2 protein-coding genes are annotated in these 18,756 nt (G+C 68.8%); both read right to left on the bottom strand.

The window, feature by feature from the left end; all coding sequences use genetic code 11:
• Position 1 precedes the first annotated feature (1 nt).
• The gene (locus tag Q0627_RS14740; protein ID WP_298811013.1) at positions 2–865 is read right to left on the bottom strand and encodes a glycosyltransferase family 2 protein; all 864 of its coding nucleotides are present in this window, start codon (positions 863–865) and stop codon (positions 2–4) included.
• Complete coding sequence (locus tag Q0627_RS14735; RefSeq protein ID WP_298811010.1) at positions 862–18,564, bottom strand: non-ribosomal peptide synthetase; 17,703 nt, start codon at positions 18,562–18,564, stop codon at positions 862–864. The genes Q0627_RS14740 and Q0627_RS14735 overlap by 4 nt, the downstream gene beginning before the upstream one ends.
• Between the last annotated feature and the right edge of the window lie 192 nt (positions 18,565–18,756).

The following is an 18,756-nucleotide window of genomic DNA, read 5'->3' as shown; positions in this document are numbered from 1 at the left end:
GTCACAGGTAGACGACACGGTATTTGACGCTTCCCCACAGCCTGCCGACGAGATTGCCGGTGATCCAGACCCATTCGCCGCGACGGCGCCGCGACCACGCCCACGGCCACACCGGCAACAGCACGAGTACGACCCCGGCATGGATCGACGTCCACCACCACTGTCTGCCCGGCGCACCGTATTGCTTGGCGACCCGCGCCTCCTCGCGTCCGTACTCGACCACCTGATTCCACGACTCGCGCATTCCGGTGCGGTACCGGTAGGCGACCATCGCCTCGGGTGCCCAGCCGAATCGGTACCCGGATGTCTGTATGCGCCAGCAGAACTCGACGTCGCCGCCGGCCGTCGGATAGGTCTCGTCCCAGCCCCCGACGGCGTCGAACACCGACCGCCGCACACCCAGGTTGCAGCCGAAGGTGATGGGCAGGAACCTACCGAGGACCTCAGGTTCACGCGGATCGCCCAGCGCCCGCCATGATGCGACGACCGGATCGTTGAGACTGTCCCGTTCCAGTGGTCCGCCGACGATATCGGCATCGGCGGCGGCCCGGGACATCGCCGACAACCAGCCCGGATGGACCGCGTCGTCCTGATCGCAATAGACGATGAAGTCGTAGGCGGCGGCACGGGTGCCGACATTCCTCGCATGGGAGGTTCCGGCCACGTCCGACGAGTCGATCCACCGCAGTGCCAGCCGCTCGCGATACCTATGGCCGTCGATATGCTCCCGGAGCGCGGCACTGCCCTCGTTGTCGCTGACGATCACCTCGAACTCACCGGTGAAGTCCTGAGCGGCGAGCGCAGCCAATTGGTCGTCGAGCACGGGCAGTCCCGCGTAGTAGGCGATGACGACGGAGATGTTCACCGCAACAGTGCTCGCAGTTCCCCGACGGTGGGCCCGCCGGTCGCCGTCTCCCCCGTTGCCGCGGCGAGGACCGCGAGTAGTCCGCGGACCACCGAATCCGCGCTCGTGCGGGAGTGCAGCGCGACGGGGTACAGCAGCGTGCCCCGCATTCCCACGGGGATCAGGCCATCGCGCAGTTCGACAATGGTGAACTCCAGTTCGTGTTTGGCTTCGTTGCCGGGGATCGTCTCGCGCCGCACACGTACCGTGCCGAGGTCGATCTCGGCGCCATCGGCCTCGTCGACGGTCGCCTCCTGCAGGATCAGGGTGGCCGGGAAGATCGGGTCGCCGGAGCATCCGGCGGCGTCCTTCTCGATGCCCGCGGCCTCGAGCAGGTCGGGGACGGAGATGTCGGGGTGCGCAAGCCCGGCGAGCAACTGCGCGCCGACTTCGCCGACCAGGTCGGCGAATGTACGGGAATCCGCCGCGTCCAGGAGCATCGGCAGATCTTCGGAGAAGTTGCCGATGACCTCGGCGAGCGCGGTGCGTGCCCGGTTCGCATTGGCAGTGGCGACCCGCACCTGCGGATCTCCGGCCCGGTGCGCCAATACGACGGCAAATGCCGCCTGAAGCACCGCGAACGCTCCCACGCCCGAGGACCGCGCGAAATCGTCTATCGCAGTGTGCAGTTCGGAGTCGATACCGAACTCAATGACGCCGGCGTCGGCATCCCATCGGGGCCGGGCATCACCTGCGACCGCGTTGCGCCGGTGCCGCGCCGCGGCATCCGCGCCGTCGATATCCAGCCGGTTCGTCCAATACGACAGTTGCCGCGTGAACTCGGGTGTGCGATGTCCAGGAGTTCCGAGCATCTCCCGTTTCCAGCGCGCGTAGTCGGCGTAGCGGACGGCCGGAACCGGCAGCTGCGGCACCGTGCCCGCGGACCTGGCAGTGAACGCGGTGAGCACGTCCCGGGCGAACGGCATCGTCGATCCGCCGTCCAGGTTCAGGTGCGAGACCGTCAGCACCAGAATGTGTGCGTCGTCCCCGATACGCAGCAGCCGCAGCCGGATCGGCAGGTCCGCGGTGACATCGGGTGGGGTCCAGGCGAGTTCAGAAAGTACCGATACCAGCGCGTCGTCGGCGACCGACGCCGGGCGCAGGCATGCTTCCACGTGCGACCGGATCGACTCCACGGACCGAACGAGCATCACCGCACCGTCGGCGTCCTGCCGATAACCGGTACGTAGCGCCTCGTGCCGGTCCAGAACATCGAGCACCGCGGCGGTCAACGCCGCCGGATCGAGGTCGCCGGTGAAACGGATGGCGAAAGGCACGTTCCAGCCGCTCGGGGCACCCGCCTGAATCGAGTCCCAGATGCGGCGTTGCGCCGGGGCGAGCGGGATGGGCCCGGTCAGCTCATCAGAACCCCGTACCAGCACCGGACCGTCCGAAATCGGCGGCTGCTCCGCCAGCCGGCGGGCGAGGTCGGCGATGTCGACACTGTCGAACAGCAGTCGAACGGGTACCCGCCGGCCGGATTCGTCCTCCAACCGGGACGCCACCCGGGTGGCCGACAGTGAGTTGCCGCCGACGTCGAAAAAGCTGTCGTTCCTGCCGACCCGCGGTGCGCCGGTCACGTCGGCGATGATCTCCGCGACGCGGAGTTCGATACCCGGGCGCGGTGCCTCATAGCCACTCCTCGCGAGGGCCGGAGCGGGCAATCGGCCGCGGTCGACCTTTCCGTTGGTGTTGTACGGAAACTCTTCCAGGACATGAATTTCCGGGCGCATATAGTCGGGAAGGCGATGTGCGATCCGGCTGCCGACGGCGTCCGCGAGGCCCGTGTCCGGGAGGCCGGTGTCCGGATCGGGGCCGGTGGCGGTGGCGGTGATGAATCCGATCAGCCTGTCCGACGCGGTGGTGACCACGGCGTCGGCGACTCCGTCGCATTGCCGCAGCACGGCCTCGATCTCGCCGGGCTCGATCCGGAACCCGCGGATCTTGAGCTGGTGATCGGTGCGCCCGAGATAGCTGATGTTGCCGTCACGCATCCGGCGCACCAGATCTCCGGTGCGGTACATACGCGATCCGTCGACGGGGTCGGCCACGAAGGTGATCGACGTCCGGGCGGCATTGCCCCGATAGCCGCGGGCCAGCTGGACACCTCCGAGATACAGCTCACCGGCGACGCCGTCCGGGACGGGCCGTAGTCGGGCGTCGAGAACCCGGGCCACCACGGAAGGCTGCGCGGTACCGATCGGCACCCGGTCGTACTCGTGGTCGTCGCGCACCTCGTATCCGGTCGCGCTGACCGCCGCCTCGGTGGGCCCGTACAGGTTGTGCAGCACCGCGGAAGAGCCGGTGGCCCGCAGCCGGACGACGGTCTCGGCGGGAAGCTCCTCACCGATGCACAGGATGGCCCGCAGCGATCCGGGCAGGGGCCCGCGCACGGCGTCGAGCAACATCGCGAGCGCCGACGGCACCGTCGCCAGCATGCTCACCTCGTGTCGCACGATGATGTCGAGCAGTGCCCGGCCATCGCGTTCAGCCCCCGGCTCGGCGACGACGATCCGTGCGCCGGTGCGCAGCGGCCACCAGTACTCCCACACCGACACGTCGAATCCGGCCGGGATCTTCAGGACCACCGTGTCGCCCGCGCCCATCGGGTATCGATCCTGCATCCAGCGAAGTTGCTCGGTGACGGCGCCGATGGACACGTCGACGCCTTTGGGTACGCCGGTCGAACCCGAGGTGAACAGGACGTAGGCGGAGTTGTCCGGACGGCTGCGCCGGGTGTTCACCCACGTAGGGGCCGTCGGGAGGGCGGTGAGGTCGAGATACGGCCGGTCACCGGCCGGCGCCGGGCCCACACCCAGGACGAGCGCCGGATCCGCGGCGTTCAGGATCAGGGTGGCGCGTTCACCGGCGGTCAGGTCGACCGGGACATAGGCCGCCCCGACGGTCGCGACGGCGTACAGCGCGAGGACCTGGTACAGGCTGCGGGGTGCGGTGACCGCCACCCGGTCGTCCGGGCCGACGCCGTGACCGGCGATCAGCGCGGCCAGGTCGGTGACGCGACGGACCAGCTCCCGGTAGCTGAGAACCTCGCCGGATGTGACCACCGCGTCGGCGTCCGGTGTGCGCAGCGCCTGTGCGTAGAAGCCGTCGGTCAGGCCTGGCTCGGTGTGCCGTGCCGGTGGTGCGCTCGCCGACAGCCTGTCGAGCTCTGCGGGTGCGAGTAGCGGCAGGTCACCGACCGGGCGGCCGGGGAACTCTACGAGGGCGCCGAGCAACCGCACGTAGCGTTCGCTCAGCTCCACCGCGGTCGATTCGTCGAACAAGTCGGACGCGTAACCAAGCTGACCCGTCACACCGGCGGAACCGCCCTCCGCATCCCGGTTCTCGGCCAGAGTGAGGTGCAGGTCGAACTCGGCGATCTGTTGGTCATCGTCGATCACCTCCACCTCCGCGCCCGGCAGGGTCATACCGATCGGTCCGAGGTTCTGGAACGAGAACGCCACCTGGAAGACGGGGTGATGAGCGGTGCTGCGGGGCAGGTCCAGGGTCTCTACGATCCGGTCGAACGGGATCTCCGAATGGGCGAAGCCATGCAAAGCGGCGGACCGCGCCTGGGCGAGCGCCTGTTCTCCGGTCGCGGCGGGGTCGATCACCGTGCGCAGGGCGAGCATATTGACGAACATGCCGACCACCGCGTCGAGCCGGGATTGGTCGCGGCCGGCGATGTGCGTGCCGATCACCACGTCACGGTTGTCACCGATCCTGCCCAGCAACACCGCGAGTGCGGTGTGCGTGACCATGAACGGGGTGAGGCCGCGGTGCGCCGCGAAGTCGGTGACCCGCGACCACAGTCCGTCGTCGATGCGGAAGTCGATCCGGCCCCCTCTGCCGCTCGGATCGGCGGGCCGTGGTCTATCGGTGGGCAGGTCGACGACCGGCGGCGCACCGGTGAGCCGCTCACGCCACTGCGCCAATTCGGTGGCGGCGGGCCCGTCAGGGTCATCGAGGCGGGCTCGCTGCCAGATCGCGAAGTCCGCGTACTGCACCGGATCCGGGGTACGGTCGGGCTCGCCACCCGAGCGCAGCGCGGCGTAGTCGGCGGCGAGTTGCGCGGCGAGGGTCACCACCGACAGACCGTCGGCGCAGATGTGATGCAGCACGAGCACGAACACGTATGACCTGTGATCACCGCCCGGCCGATCGCGTTCCCGCAGCAGCACGGCTCGGACGGGAACCTCGGCGGTGACATCGAAAGCGACAGCGGCCACCGACCTGACGGCCTCGTCCGGCGAGGCCTGGTCGACGTCGGTCACGATGAGTTCCACGCCCGCATCCGCAACCGGGTGGATCTTCTGGAACGGGCCCTGCGGGGAGTCCGGGTAGCTGGTACGCAGTACCTCGTGCCGAGCGACGAGGGTCCGCAGGGCGGCACCGAACGCCGCCACGTCGAGATCACCGGTGATGCGCAGGACCAGCGGGATGTTCTCGGTGAGCGCGCTCGGGTCGAATCGGTTGAGAAACCACATCCGCTGCTGCGCGGGTGAGAGCGGGATCCGGTCCGGTCGCGGCAGTTCCCCGGGCTCGGGGCCGTTCTGCACGGCCGCGTTCTCGAGCAGGGTGGCCAGTCCCATGGCCGTCGGGGCGTCGAACAAGTCGGGCACCGACAGTTCGCGCCCGGCCCGGGACCGGATGCGGGCGACCGCCGATGCCGCTGACAGCGAGGTACCGCCGGCATCGAAGAAGTTGTCGCGCACACCGACTCGATCTCGGTGCAGCACCTCGCAGAACACCTCGACGACGAGCTGTTGCATCGCTGATTCCGGTGCGGCATAACCGGATTCACCGAATATCGGTACGGGTAGCGCACGTTGGTCGACTTTCCCGGCGGTGGTGAGCGGGATGGCGCCGAGCACCATGATCGACGACGGCACTGCGTAGCCGGGCAGCCTGCCGCGCAGGCCGATTCGTAGCCCGTCCACATCGAACGTGTCCGCCCCGGAATCTGCCGGCACCACGTACGCGACCAGGGCGGTGGTTCCGTCGGGGCCGGTCGCCGAGGTGACCACGGCACCACCGATACGGGCATTCGCCCGCAGGATCGCCTCAATCTCACCGGTTTCGACGCGATGTCCGCGGATCTTGAGCTGCCGGTCGGCCCGGCCCTGATGCGTCAGTGCCGGGACGCCGCGGTGGTCGGTCACCGCACGCACCAGATCGCCGGTCCGGTACCGCCGCGAGCCGGGCGGTCCGTCGGGATCGGCGACGAAGGTGGCCGCGGTGAGCGCGGGTCTGTCGTGGTAGCCGCGGGCCAGGCCCGGACCGGCCACATAGAGTTCACCGTCGACGCCGGGCGGCAGTCCGGTGAGGACGTCGTCGAGCACCCGAATGCGGGCTCCGGTGACACCCGGACCGATCAGCATCGGCGTGGTGTCGACCTCGGTGAGCGGCCCCGCGAGCGTGGCCATGACGGTGGTCTCGGTTGGGCCGAAGGCATTGAAGAACCTCTTGCCCAACGTGATCCAGCGTCGGGCAGTGGCCGGTGCGCAGGCGTCACCGCCCACGATGAGCGTGCTGAGCGCAGGCAGCGGATCGGGTTCGGGCGGTGCCGGAGTGATCGTTTCCAGCACGCCGGGTGTCAGGAAGGCGTGCGTGACCGATTCCTCGCGCAGCAGTGCGGTGAGGTCGTCGGAGCCGTACAGCGTCGTGGGCGCGACGACGGTGGTGGCTCCTGCGTCGGCGGCGAGCAGGATCTCCAGCATCGCCGCGTCGAAGCTCGGTGAGGCGAAATGCAGCACCCTACTGTCGGCGTCCACGCGATAGCGGCGTTGTTCGGCGACGAACGAGGCGACGCCCCGATGGGTTACGGCAACGGCTTTCGGGATGCCCGTCGACCCGGATGTGTAGATGAGATAGGCCAGCTGATCGATATGCCGGCTCCCGTTCGGCACAAAGGATTCGTGCGGCTCGTGATCGGCCGGTGCGGACAGATCCGGAGCGTCGGCGTCGATCGCGGCGTTCAGGAGCACTGCGTCGACTCCGGTCAGCCGTGCCCTGTCGTGGCTCGTGGTGACGATGACCCCGGCCCCCGAGTCGCCGATCATGAACGCGATCCGGTCGGCCGGATAGGCGGGGTCGATGGGCACGAAAGCGGCTCCGGTCGTGGCCACCGCCCGCATGGCGGCCACCGATTCCGGCGAGCGGCCGATACACAGCGCCACAACCGTTTCCGGCCCGGCGCCGCGGGCCCGCAACACTCGGGCGAGCCGGGCACTGTATCCGGTGACCGTGTCGTGGTCCCACCGCGTCCACCGGCCGGTCCGGTCGTATCCGGCCAGCCGGTAGCCGGGGGTGGCCAGCACGTCGTCGAGAAAGCGCGGCGCGACGGGCGGCGGACCCGACAACGCGGCCATCGTCGCATGTTCGGCATCGGTCAGCAGGTCCAGTTCACGCAGCGCCACATCCGGATTCGCGACCACAACATGCAGCACGTGGTCGAGTCCGGCGAGCAATGCCGCAGCCGTCGCGGCGCGATAGGCCTCCGGCCGGTGCACGACCGTGAGTTCTGCTCCGCCGCCCGCGGTGGGTGTGACGGCGAACTCGAGATCGAATCTGGCGACCGGCAGGTCGATCCGCACGGCAGCTTCCGTAAGCGCCGCGGCGCCGCCGGTGGTCACCGGATGCTCGTCGGCGTCGACGGTGAGGGTGACCGCAATGAGCGGATGCCGCGACCCGTCCCGGCCGATCCCCAGGTGGTCGATCACCTCTTCCACGTCGACAGCCGAATGGTCGAGGCCATCGAGGATCGTCTCCCGTGAGCGCACGACCAGGTCGCCGAAACCGCGCTGCGGATCCACATCCGAGCGCAACGCGACCATGCTGACGAACATGCCGACCAGACCGACGACGTCACCGTCGGAGCGGCCCGCGACCGGTGTGCCGACGATGATGTCCCGGCCGGCTCCTGATCTGCTGAGGGTGACTGCGAGCGCGGCGTGGACGACTGCGAACCGGGTGGTGTTGTACCGCACGGCGATCCGGTCGATCTCGCGCAGCAGTGCCGGGTCCACCGGTATCCGATGCAGTTCGGCCGCACCGCCGGAGCCGTCCCGCGCCGGGGCCGCATCGGACGGTGCGTCCCCGAGGGCCGCGCGCCAGTACGCCAGGTGTCCGGCGAGTTCGGATGACGGATCGTCGGCACTGCCGAGCCGTACCGACCTGGCGAGCACATGGTCGGCGTATTGCACAGGCAGCGGCGGCCGGTCGGGTGCTGTTCCGGCCGCCCGTGCCGTGTAGGCGAGGTTCAGGTCACCGGCCAGCACGCGCAGCGACCATCCGTCGGCGGCGATGTGATGGATCGCCAGCACCACGTCGGTGAACTCGCCGGACGGCCGGATCGCCACGCGCAGCGGAAGATCCGCGGTGAGGTCGAGGGGCCGATCGAGCGCGGCGCGCACACACTCGTCGATATCTGGATCGTCGTGGCCCGCGGCAACCTCATCCATTACGATCACCACCCGGTCGAGGTCGCCGGGTACCACGTCACGGACTACCTGGACCGGACCGTCGCCGGTTTCCGGGTAGCTGGTACGCAGGATCTCGTGCCGGTCGATGACATCCCCGATCGCCGCCGGCAGCACCGCCGGATCGAGACGTCCGGGAATCCGGAGCGGTGCGACGATCATGAACGCACTCGATGACGGCGAGATGCGGTTGTGCAACCACATCTGCTGTTGCGCAGCCGACAGGGGCAGATGGCCGGAGCGATCGGTATGCGCCCGTTCACCGAGCGATGACCGTTCCCATTCTGCGACAAGGCCATCGACCATGGCCGCCATCGCCTCAGGAGTACGCGCGTCGAAGACGGCCCGCACCGGCAACCGGACACCGAAACTCGTGTGGATGGCGGCGACGACCTTCATCGCGATCAGCGAGTTGCCGCCCATGTCGAAGAAGTCGTCTCCGCGGCCGACCCGGTCACCGAGCAGTGGCCGGATGATGTCGAGTATCACCGTCTCGGTCGGGGTACGCCCGTCGGTGCCGCTGCCACCACGTCGGGAGATCTCCCCGGCAGCAGGCGCCGGCAGTGCCCGCCGGTCGACCTTGCCGCTGGTGGTCACCGGAATCTCGGTCAGCACCACCACATGCGCCGGCACCATGTGATCGGGAAGATGCCGTGCCACGTGCCGGCGGATGTCCGGCGCGGACGCGGAGCCACTGTCGTCGCCGCGGGCGTCCTCGTCGACGACCACATACGCGACGAGTTGCTGCCCGGCGACCGGATCGTCGTGAACGAGAACCACCGCTGCGGCCAGATCGGGATATGCCAGAAGCACCGCCTCGATCTCGCCGCTCTCGACCCGCTGCCCGCGGATCTTGACCTGGAAGTCACTGCGTCCTATGTAGTCGAGGGCCAACTCACCGTCAGGCATCTGGCGCCAGGTAACCAGGTCACCCGTGCGGTAAAGACGCCGGCCCACATCCCACGGCGACGCGACAAATCGGCAGGCGGTCAGCGCCGGACTTCCGTGATACCCACGGGCGAGCTGGACTCCGCCGAGGTACAACTCGCCGACGACGCCTGCCGCCACCGGCCGCAGCCTGCTGTCCAGGACGTACACCTCGTTTCCGGCGGTGGGCCGTCCGATGGGGATCGACCGTCCCCCGGCCTCCCCCGCACCGACCTGATGAGCGGTGACGTCGACGGCGGCTTCGGTCGGTCCGTACAGGTTGTGCACCGCGGCCAGAGTCCGGCGCAGTGTCTCCCCGCCCGTCCGCGCGGCCAGCGCCTCACCGCTGGTGAACACCAGACGCAGCGATTCCAGGTCGCTGTCGGGGATGGGCGCGGCAAGGAACGCGTCGAGCATGGTGGGAACGAAGTGGACGACCGAGACGGCGTGTTCGCGGATGATCTGCGCGATCGCCGCCGGGTCGCGGTGCGCGCCGGGTGCGGCGAGTACGACGGAGGCTCCGGAGATGAAGGGCCAGAACAGTTCCCACACCGAAACGTCGAAAGTGATCGGCGTCTTCTGCAGGACCGTGTGGGTATGGCCGATCGGGTATTTCTGCTGCATCCAGCACAGGCGGTTGACGATGGCCTCGTGGCTGACGCTGACCGCTTTGGGGGTACCGGTGGAACCGGAAGTGAACAGGACGTACGCCGGATGTGCGGGCAGCAGTGGGGTCCGCCGGTCGTGGTCGTCGACCACCGCGTCGGAGCGGGCGGCGTGCCGGTCGCCCGGTTCGAACAGCCTGTCGGCGTATCCCGGTGGCAGCAGTTCTGCCGTGGCGGCCGTGGGGATAACGGGGGCGGGAGCGGCGGGGGGGAGCATGCCGGCGGGCCGGAGGGGCGGCTGATCCGGTTCGAGCGGCACGTAGGCGCGGCCCGCCGACACGACGGCGTGAATCGCCACGAGCATGTCGATCGAACGCGCGACGGCGACCGCGACCGTAGACTCCGGCCCGACGCCGCGGTCGATCAGCGCCCGCGCTGTACGCGCGACCCGGCGCCGGAACTCGGCCGCGCCGATCCCGCCTGAATCGTCCCTGACAACCGCGGCCCGGCCGAGCGATGCGTTGGCCGCGAGGAGTTCGGGCAACGTCGCCTGACAACGGTTGATGACCGGCTGCGGACCATGGGACAGCCGTGACAGGAGTACGTCCATCTCCTCGGCCGGCACGATATCGATGTCGTGCACACGTGTTCGCAGTCCGGTGGTGAGCGCGTGCAGCACATGCCGCAGCATTCCGGGGAACCGGGCGACGGTCCGGTGGTCGAAGATGTCGGTGGCGTAGGTGAGGCGACCGCGTATAGCCCCCGCACCCGGTTGGTCAGTGTCCGTTTGATCCGTGTCCGGTTGGCCGGCTTCCCGCACAGCGTCGTTCGCCCCGCCGGTGCCGACGGGCAGGTCGATCGTCAGATGCAGATCGAAGCGAGCCACCGGTAGGTCGATCTCGACAGGTGCCACGGTGAGTCCGTCGACCGTCATCGGGCCGGGTGCCGGGTCGCCCGCGGCCAGCATCACCTGAAAGACCGGATGATGGGCGCCACCGGGGTCGGCTTCGTACCGGGCTGCGATATCGTCGAAGGGAACCTCGGAATTGTCTTGTGCGGCTGTGTCGCTCATACGGACAGCGTCGATGAACTGATCGATGCGCGCATCGGGGTCGACGTCGGTGCGCAACACGACGGTTTCGACGAACATGCCGACGACCTCGTCGAGCAGTGCGCTCGGCCGTCCGGACACCGGTGTGCCGATCACGATGTCGCGCGTATCGGACAGGCGCGAGAGCATGATGGCGAAAGCTGCGTGGATCATATGGAACAGCGTGGCGTTCCGGGCCCGGGCGTAGGCCGAGGCCGCCGCCACCAGCTCGGGTTCGATCTCGAATGCGATGGTCGCACCTATGCCGGTGGGGTGCGCCCGGCGTGGCCGGTCGAGCGGCAGCGGGAGCGGCCCTGGAAGTGCTGCGAGCGTACGGTCCCAGAACGCGTACTGACCGGCGATACTCGGGTGGGCCTCATCGAGCAAGGCCGCTCGCCACATCGCGTAGTCGGCGTAGTGGATGGGCAACGGCTCGGCCCGATCGAGTTCGGCGGGATCAGACGCGGCCGGGCCGAGTCCGGCGCCTTCGGGGCGACGCTGTTCGCGGGCGGCAAGATAGCCGGCGATGAGGTCGGTGAACAGCAGCCGGATCGACCAGCCGTCGGCGACGATGTGGTGCACCACGATCACCACGACATGCCGGTCCGCCGCTTCGGTGATCACGTGAATCCGCAGCGGGATCGCGCTGCCGAGGTCGAATCCGCGGGCGGCGATGTCGGCGAGAAGTTCAACCATCTCACTGTCTGCGAGTACACGGGCCGGGGTCGGTGCCATCTCGACGGGCAGAGTGATATCGGCTCCGGCAAGCGCGTCGTCGGCTCCGAGGATCAGCTGGTGCGGCATACCGCCGGTGACCGGGTAGATCGTGCGCAGGCTTTCGTGCCGATCGAGCAGGTGTCGCAGCGCAACGGCGAACGCCGTCTGGTCGAGGTGCCCGTCGATCCGTAGTGCCAGCGGCAGGTTGTAGACGCCGGTTCCGGGGTCGAGCTGGTCGAGCAGCCACATCCGTAACTGCTGACGCGACAGCGGAATTCGATCCGGGCGGGGCCATGTGGTCAGGCGCGGCCTGCCGCTGAGCGAGGCCTCCTCGAGCCGGGCGGCCAGTTGGCCGATCTCCGGGAAGTCCAGGACCGTCCGTACAGGTACCGACACTCCGAAGGCGTCCTCGATGCGAGCCGACAGTCGGGCGGCGATCAGCGAGTTTCCCCCGCGATCGAAGAAGTCGTCGGTCACCCCGAGCGGCGTACCGGCTGCCGAAGCGTGGCCGGGATCGGGTATCGCGCCGGGCAGCAGATCTCCGAGCAGACCGATCAGAGCGCGTTCGGTGCCGGTGCGAGGTGCTCGGTACTCGCGCCGGGTCCGCGGCGGTGTGGGGAGCGCGGCGCGGTCGACCTTGCCGTGGATGCCGCGGGGCAGTTCGGACAGGGTCAGGCTCACGGCCGGGATCATGTAGGCGGGCAGGTGGGCTGCCAGGTCCTCCAGGACCGCGCCGCCGTCCCAGCCGGGTTCGGCGGAGTCGGGCACCAGGTACGCCACCAATACTTCTTCGTGCGCCGCGACGACGGCCGAGGCGACTCTGGGGTCGGCGGCCAAGGCCGCTTCGATCTCCCCCAGCTCGATCCGCTGGCCCCGGATCTTTACCTGGAAGTCGTTGCGCCCCAAGAACTCCAGTTGCCCGTTGGAGCCGACGCGGGCGGTGTCGCCGGTGCGGTAGAGCCGTCGGCCACCACCGGACGGGTCGGCGACGAAGCGGGCGGCGGTCAGGTCCGGGCGGCCATGATAAGCCCTCGCCAATTGAACGCCACCCAGATACAGCTCACCCGCCACACCGTCGGGTACACGGTGTAGGCGGGAGTCGAGAACGACGGCGGCCGAATCGTCGGCGGGCGTGCCGATGGCCACCGTGGACCCTGCTCGCGCGGTCCCGTTCCTCGTATCCCTATCTCTGGTGCCCCCGTCCCTGGTGTCCGTCTCCCACTCGTGGCAGGTGATGCCGACGGCCGCCTCGGTGGGGCCGTACAGGTTGAACACACGGGCACCGAGGACCTCGGCCGCACGCCTGGCGGTTGCCGGATTGAGGGCCTCTCCGATGCACAGGACCCTACCCAGCGGGTGTGCGAGCGAACCGGCGTCGGCGATCGCGTCGAGGTGTGCGTCGAGCAACGAGGGGACGAAATGGGCGGCGGTCACTCCTGCACGGGCCATGAGTGCGGCCAGGTAGCGTGGGTCGCGGTCGCCACCGGGCTCGGCAACGGCCAGCCGTGCCCCACTGATCAACGGCCAGAACAGCTCCCACACCGACAGATCGAATGTCAGGTTGGTCCTGAGTACGAGGGTATCGCCGGTACCGATCGGGAAAGTGGCTGCCTTCCAGCATAATTGGGAAGCGATGGCGCCGTGGGAGACTGCCACACCCTTGGGTGCGCCGGTGGATCCGGACGTGTAGATGATGTACGCGGTGTTGGCCGGCCGCGTCACCGCTGCGATGACCTCGTCGGCGTCCAGCTCGGCCGGTACTTCACCGGAGATGATGTCGTACAACGTGATACCGCCACGTGGAAGTCCGTCGGGAACTCCCCCGGCGACGAGCAGCAGCGCCGGATCGACCGACTCCAGGACCAGCCTGTTCCGTTCGGCCGGCGCACCGGGATCGACGGGCACGTAGGCACCCCCGGCGACGAGGACCGCCAGCACGGCCTCGATGAGCTCAGCGGAACGTTCGATGGCCACCGCCACCCTGACCTCCGGGCCCACCCCGGCGGCGATCAGCCTGCCCGCCAACCGATTCACCCGAACCGACAGTTGCCGGTAGGTGATCACCGACCGGGCTCCGTCGACCCACAGCGCCTCCGCGTCGGCATACCGGGTGAACGCCCGCTCCAGCAATCCGGTCAGCGTTCCGGCCGGACGCCCGCTCACCGCCCCCATCAGTTCGGATGTCGCGGCCGCGGAATCGACGCGCAGATCGCCGACCGGAGTGTCGGCGTCGCCGAGCGCTCCGGTCAGCAGCGCCGTCCACAGGTCATGCCAACGCTCAATGGTGCTGTGGTCGAAGAGGTCCCGGTCGTAGTCCCAGCGCACAGCGATCGCGTCGGCCTCGCCGTTGTCGACGAGGGTCAAGTGCAGATCCGACTTGGCGACGCCGAGTTCGGGTTCGATGACCTCGACGTCGACACCGTCGAGGGTGAAGTGTCCGAGACTGATGTTCTGATAGGAGAAGCCGACCTGGAACAGCGGATGGTAGGCGGCCGAACGGCGCGGCTTCATCAGGTCGACGAGTCTGTCGAACGGGATGTCGGCGTTCTCGAAGGCTCCGAGATCGGCGTCACGCACCGTCTGCAGTACCTGAGCGAAGGTGTGGTCGGAGCGGATTTCGGTGCGCAACACCAGGGTTCCGGCGAACATGCCGACCAGCCCGGCAAGATCACGATGCCCGCGCCCGGCGACCGGTGTGCCGACCGCGATGTCGGCCGACCCGGATAACCGGGCGAGCAGCACGGCCAGCACAGCGTGCGCCACCATGAAAGCGGTGACGCCGTGGGCGGCGGCCACCGCCCGCACCCGCGCCACCTGATCGGGCGCAACCTCGGCCGTCAGGTGTCCCCCGTTGTCGGCCGCGGTGGCGGCCGGGCGCGGCCGGTCGGTCGGTAAGGCGAGCAGATCGGGCAGACCTTGCAATCGGATGCGCCAATACTCAAGTTGCACAGCCGATACCGACGCCGGGTCGGACTCACTGCCCATGAGTTCGTGATGCCAGCGGGTGTAGTCGCGATAGGTCACCGGCAGCGGCTGCCATTCGGGTGCGCTTGCGTGGCACCGGGCACTGTAAGCCCGCGCCAGATCGAGGGCCAAGGGCGCCGACGACGAGCCGTCGGCGGCGATGTGGTGAACCACGCACACCAGGACGTGGTCGGCGTCGTCGACCCTGAGCAACGTCAGTGCCAGCGGAACCTGTTCGGACACATCGAATCCGGTCGCGGCGAGGTCGCCGATCCGGGTCAGGACGTCCTCGGCCGCGACGGGCCGGGGATTGCGGACCGGATCGGTCAGATGGGTGATCCGATCGAGCGGCAATACCTGCTGGATCGGCCCCTCCGGGCTGTCCGGATATACCGTGCGCAACGTCTCGTGCCGGTCGAGGACGTCGACGAGTGCGTCCGAGAGCGCGGCCACGTCCAGGGTCCCGCGCAGCCGCAGTGCGAACGGGATATGGAAGATCGTCGACTCGGTATCGAACCGGTTGACGATCCACATCCGCTTCTGCTGCGGCGAGACCGGCACGATGTTGCCGTCAGAAGTGCTGTGCCGCAACATGGGTAACCGACCGGGGCCCCCGGCGGCATCCTCCATCGCCGCGCTGTCCGCCGCCACTGCACTCGCGTCGTCGAGACGGCGGGCGAGGGTCGCGACCGTGGGCGACTCGAACACCCAGCGCACCGGGATATCGATTCCGAACTCGTGGCCGAGTTCGGCCACCAGCCGGGTCGCGGCCAGCGAATCCCCGCCGAGGGCGAAGAAGTCGTCGTCACGGCCGGCGCGCTCGGCCCGCGCACATGCGGCGAACGCCGCCGCCACACGCTCCTCGGCCGGTGTGCCGGGGGGCGAGTAGGGCCCCGAACGCAGCACCGGTACGGGCAACTCCTCGCGGTTGATCTTGCCCGACGAGGTGAGCGGCAGGGCATCGAGATGCATGATCGCCGCCGGCACCATGTGCGCGGGCAGCAGTGTGTGGAGCCGTTCACGGATCTCGGCGGGGTCGGCGGTTCCGGTGAAGTACCCGACAAGCACGGTACGAAGGTCCGTGGCCGCCGATGTGGCGGGTCCGGGCGCGGTCTGCGGTTCGGTGATCGCGGTCTCGACGCCGTCGATCGAGGTGATCGCGGCGTCGATCTCGCCCAGTTCGACTCGGAAACCGCGGATCTTGATCTGCCTGTCGGCCCGGCCGCGGTAGACCAGTTGCCGGTTCTCGTTCCAGCACACGAGATCACCGGTGCGGTACAGCCGCGCCCCGGGCGGACCATAGGGATCGGCGACAAACCTTGCGGCAGTGAGTGATTCGCGCCGGTGATAGCCGCGGGCCAGGCCCACTCCGCCGAGATACAGCTCACCGGTGGCCCCCACCGGCACCGGAAGCAGCCGTCGATCGAGAACGACGACCGTGGTGCCGGTGATCGGAGTGCCGATCGGCACCTCACCACCGGGCTCAAGCGGACCTGCCAGCGTGACCATCACCGTCGACTCGGTGGGACCGTAGGCGTTGAACATCCGGCGGCCCGATGCCCAGCGCGCCACCAGATCGGGCGGGCACGCCTCGCCGCCGACGATGATGGTTCCGAGATCGGGCAGGCCGTCGGTCACCGCGGGATCGGCGTGAGGCACCGACGCCAGCGCGGCCGGTGTCAGGAACAGGTGGGTGATGCGCTCAGCCCGCAGCATCCGGCCCAGTTCGATGCCCCCGTACACATCGGGCGGTACGACGACCAGCGTCGCGCCCGAGGCGAAGGCCAGCAGCAGTTCGAGGATCGCGGCGTCGAAGCTCGGGGAGGCAAAATGCACGGTGCGCGCACCCGGCCCCACCCCGTACCGCGCGTTCTGTTCGGCGGCGAACGAGGACAGCCCGCGATGGGAGATCGCCACACCCTTGGGCCGGCCGGTCGATCCAGAGGTGTAGATCAGGTAGGCCACGTCATCGACGGTCAGTCTTCTCGGACGGTCGGCGTCGGTGACCGGTTCCGGCGTGGCGGCGCGGTATCCGGCGATCAGCGCCGGGTCGTCCAAGCGTAGCCACGTGATGGCAGGGGACGACGACGGCAACTCGGCGAAACGATCATCACCCGCGTGACCGGCGACCCCGAATTCGGCGCCGCTGTCCTCCAGCAGATAGGCGATTCGATCGTCGGGCAGTGCGGGATCGATCGGTACGAATGTGGCACCTGTGGCGAACACGGCCAGCGTCGTGGTCACCGAATTCACGCCCCGCGGCAGGAGCACCGCAACCTGACGGCCGGGGCCGATCCCATGGGAAAGGAGCACGCGCGCCAGCCGGTGCACGCGCTGGGCGAGTTCGTCGTAGCGCAGGGTGGTTTCGCCGTCGATGAGCGCCGTGACGTCCGGGTGGGTGGCCCGGACCCGGGCGAGCAGATCGGGCACGGGCTCTGCGACGGCCGCGAGCGGTCCGCGAGCGGGTACCAGCCGGGAACGACTGTCGGGGTCGAGGACGTCGAGCCTGGCGATACGAGCACCGGCCGGAGCCCCGGCCAGTGCCGCCAGAACGGTACACAGTCGCCGGTGGTGGCCGTCGAGGTCGTCCGCCGAGTAAGCATCGGCGTTGGCCTCGATGTCGATTCTCAGATCGCCGCCGCCGGTATAGACGGTAAACGCCAGATCGTCGATCGGTCCGGTGCTCAGGACGTAGCTGCGGCCCGTGCTGTGCCCCAGCGTGGTCTCGCCCCGGAACATCATGATGTTGACGACGGGCCCGAAGAAGCCGCGGTCCGCGACCGCCCCGTCCGACTGCCGTGTCATGTCCTCGAACCGGAACCGCTGATGCCGCAACGCCCCGCTGAGTTCGGCGGCGACCTGCGCCAGGTATTCCGCGACAGTCGTGTGCTCACCGATCTTCGCCCGGATCGGCACCACGTTCGACACCATTCCGCCCGACCTGCGCAGCAGGGCGTTGGTGCGCGCGGACACCGGCAGGCTCAGTGCCACGTCGTCGTGGCCGCTCATCCGGGACAGATAGAGGGCGGTCGCAGCGGTCGCCACCGCCGCGACGGTGACATTGTTGTCGGCGCAGAAGGCGCTCACCGCGTCGAGAAGCCGCTGATCGAGGTCGCCGCCGACGCTCCGCGACCGGGTGGGCGCTCCGGCTCCCGGGTTACCGAGCCGGATCGGTGCGGGCAGGTCGGCAAGCCGGCCGGCCCAGTGTTCGCGGTCCCGCTCGAACCGGGTCGACGACCGGTAGGCGAGGTCGTCGGCATATAGGTCGGCCAGACTGCCCGCACGCGACGGCTGTACCTCGATGCCGAGGATCCGTCCGGTGTAGACCTGTGCCACCCGTTCGGTGAAAGCCGTGGAGCCGTAGCCGTCGAGCAGGATGTGATGGACCCGCGAGTACCAGAACCAGCGCCGGTCGGCGATGCGCAGGGTGACCGATACGAGCAGGCGGTCGGCGAACAGGTCGAGCGGCCCACGGAACTCGTCGTCCATCCAGGCGCGGGCGGCGGCCTCGGGATCGGACTCGGTGCGCAGATCCAGGTCGATGAACTCGACGCGCGCCTCGTCATCGATCGCCTGGAACGGAGCGCCGGTGGGATTGTCACCGTCCGCGACGATGCTCGCCGGTACCAGCCTCACCATGCCCGTCCCGAACTCGCGGGCGACCTGTCGGCCGGCGTCGGTGAGTAGATACGTGTCCAGCTCACCGCTGACGTCGACATACTGGGCGATCGAGAACGCCGTACCAGGGGCGAGTTGCTGGGCGAACCAGATGCTGCGCTGTGCCGCCGACAACGGGACGTATCGGTCGGCGGCTGGTGCCAGGCCGTCCGGCTCCCCACCGGCCTGCAACTGTGCACCGCGCTCGTAGACGGTCAAGGTAGTTCCGTTATCCCAACTGTTGTTGTGTCAGGTCGATTCGTGTGAAGCGCGGACCGGGACGACCCCCGTACGGTCATGCACTTCAGGACACGATAGGTTAGCACAGCCTTACCTAGAATCCTGTATGCGATAGTAGCGTCACCGAGTATCCCCGGACAGACCTGACCCAAACGTACGGACCAGCCCGAA

The organism is uncultured Gordonia sp. (genome assembly GCF_937858515.1).
Classification (GTDB): Bacteria; Actinomycetota; Actinomycetes; order Mycobacteriales; family Mycobacteriaceae; genus Gordonia.
This window is presented reverse-complemented; position numbering and strand designations above follow the sequence as displayed.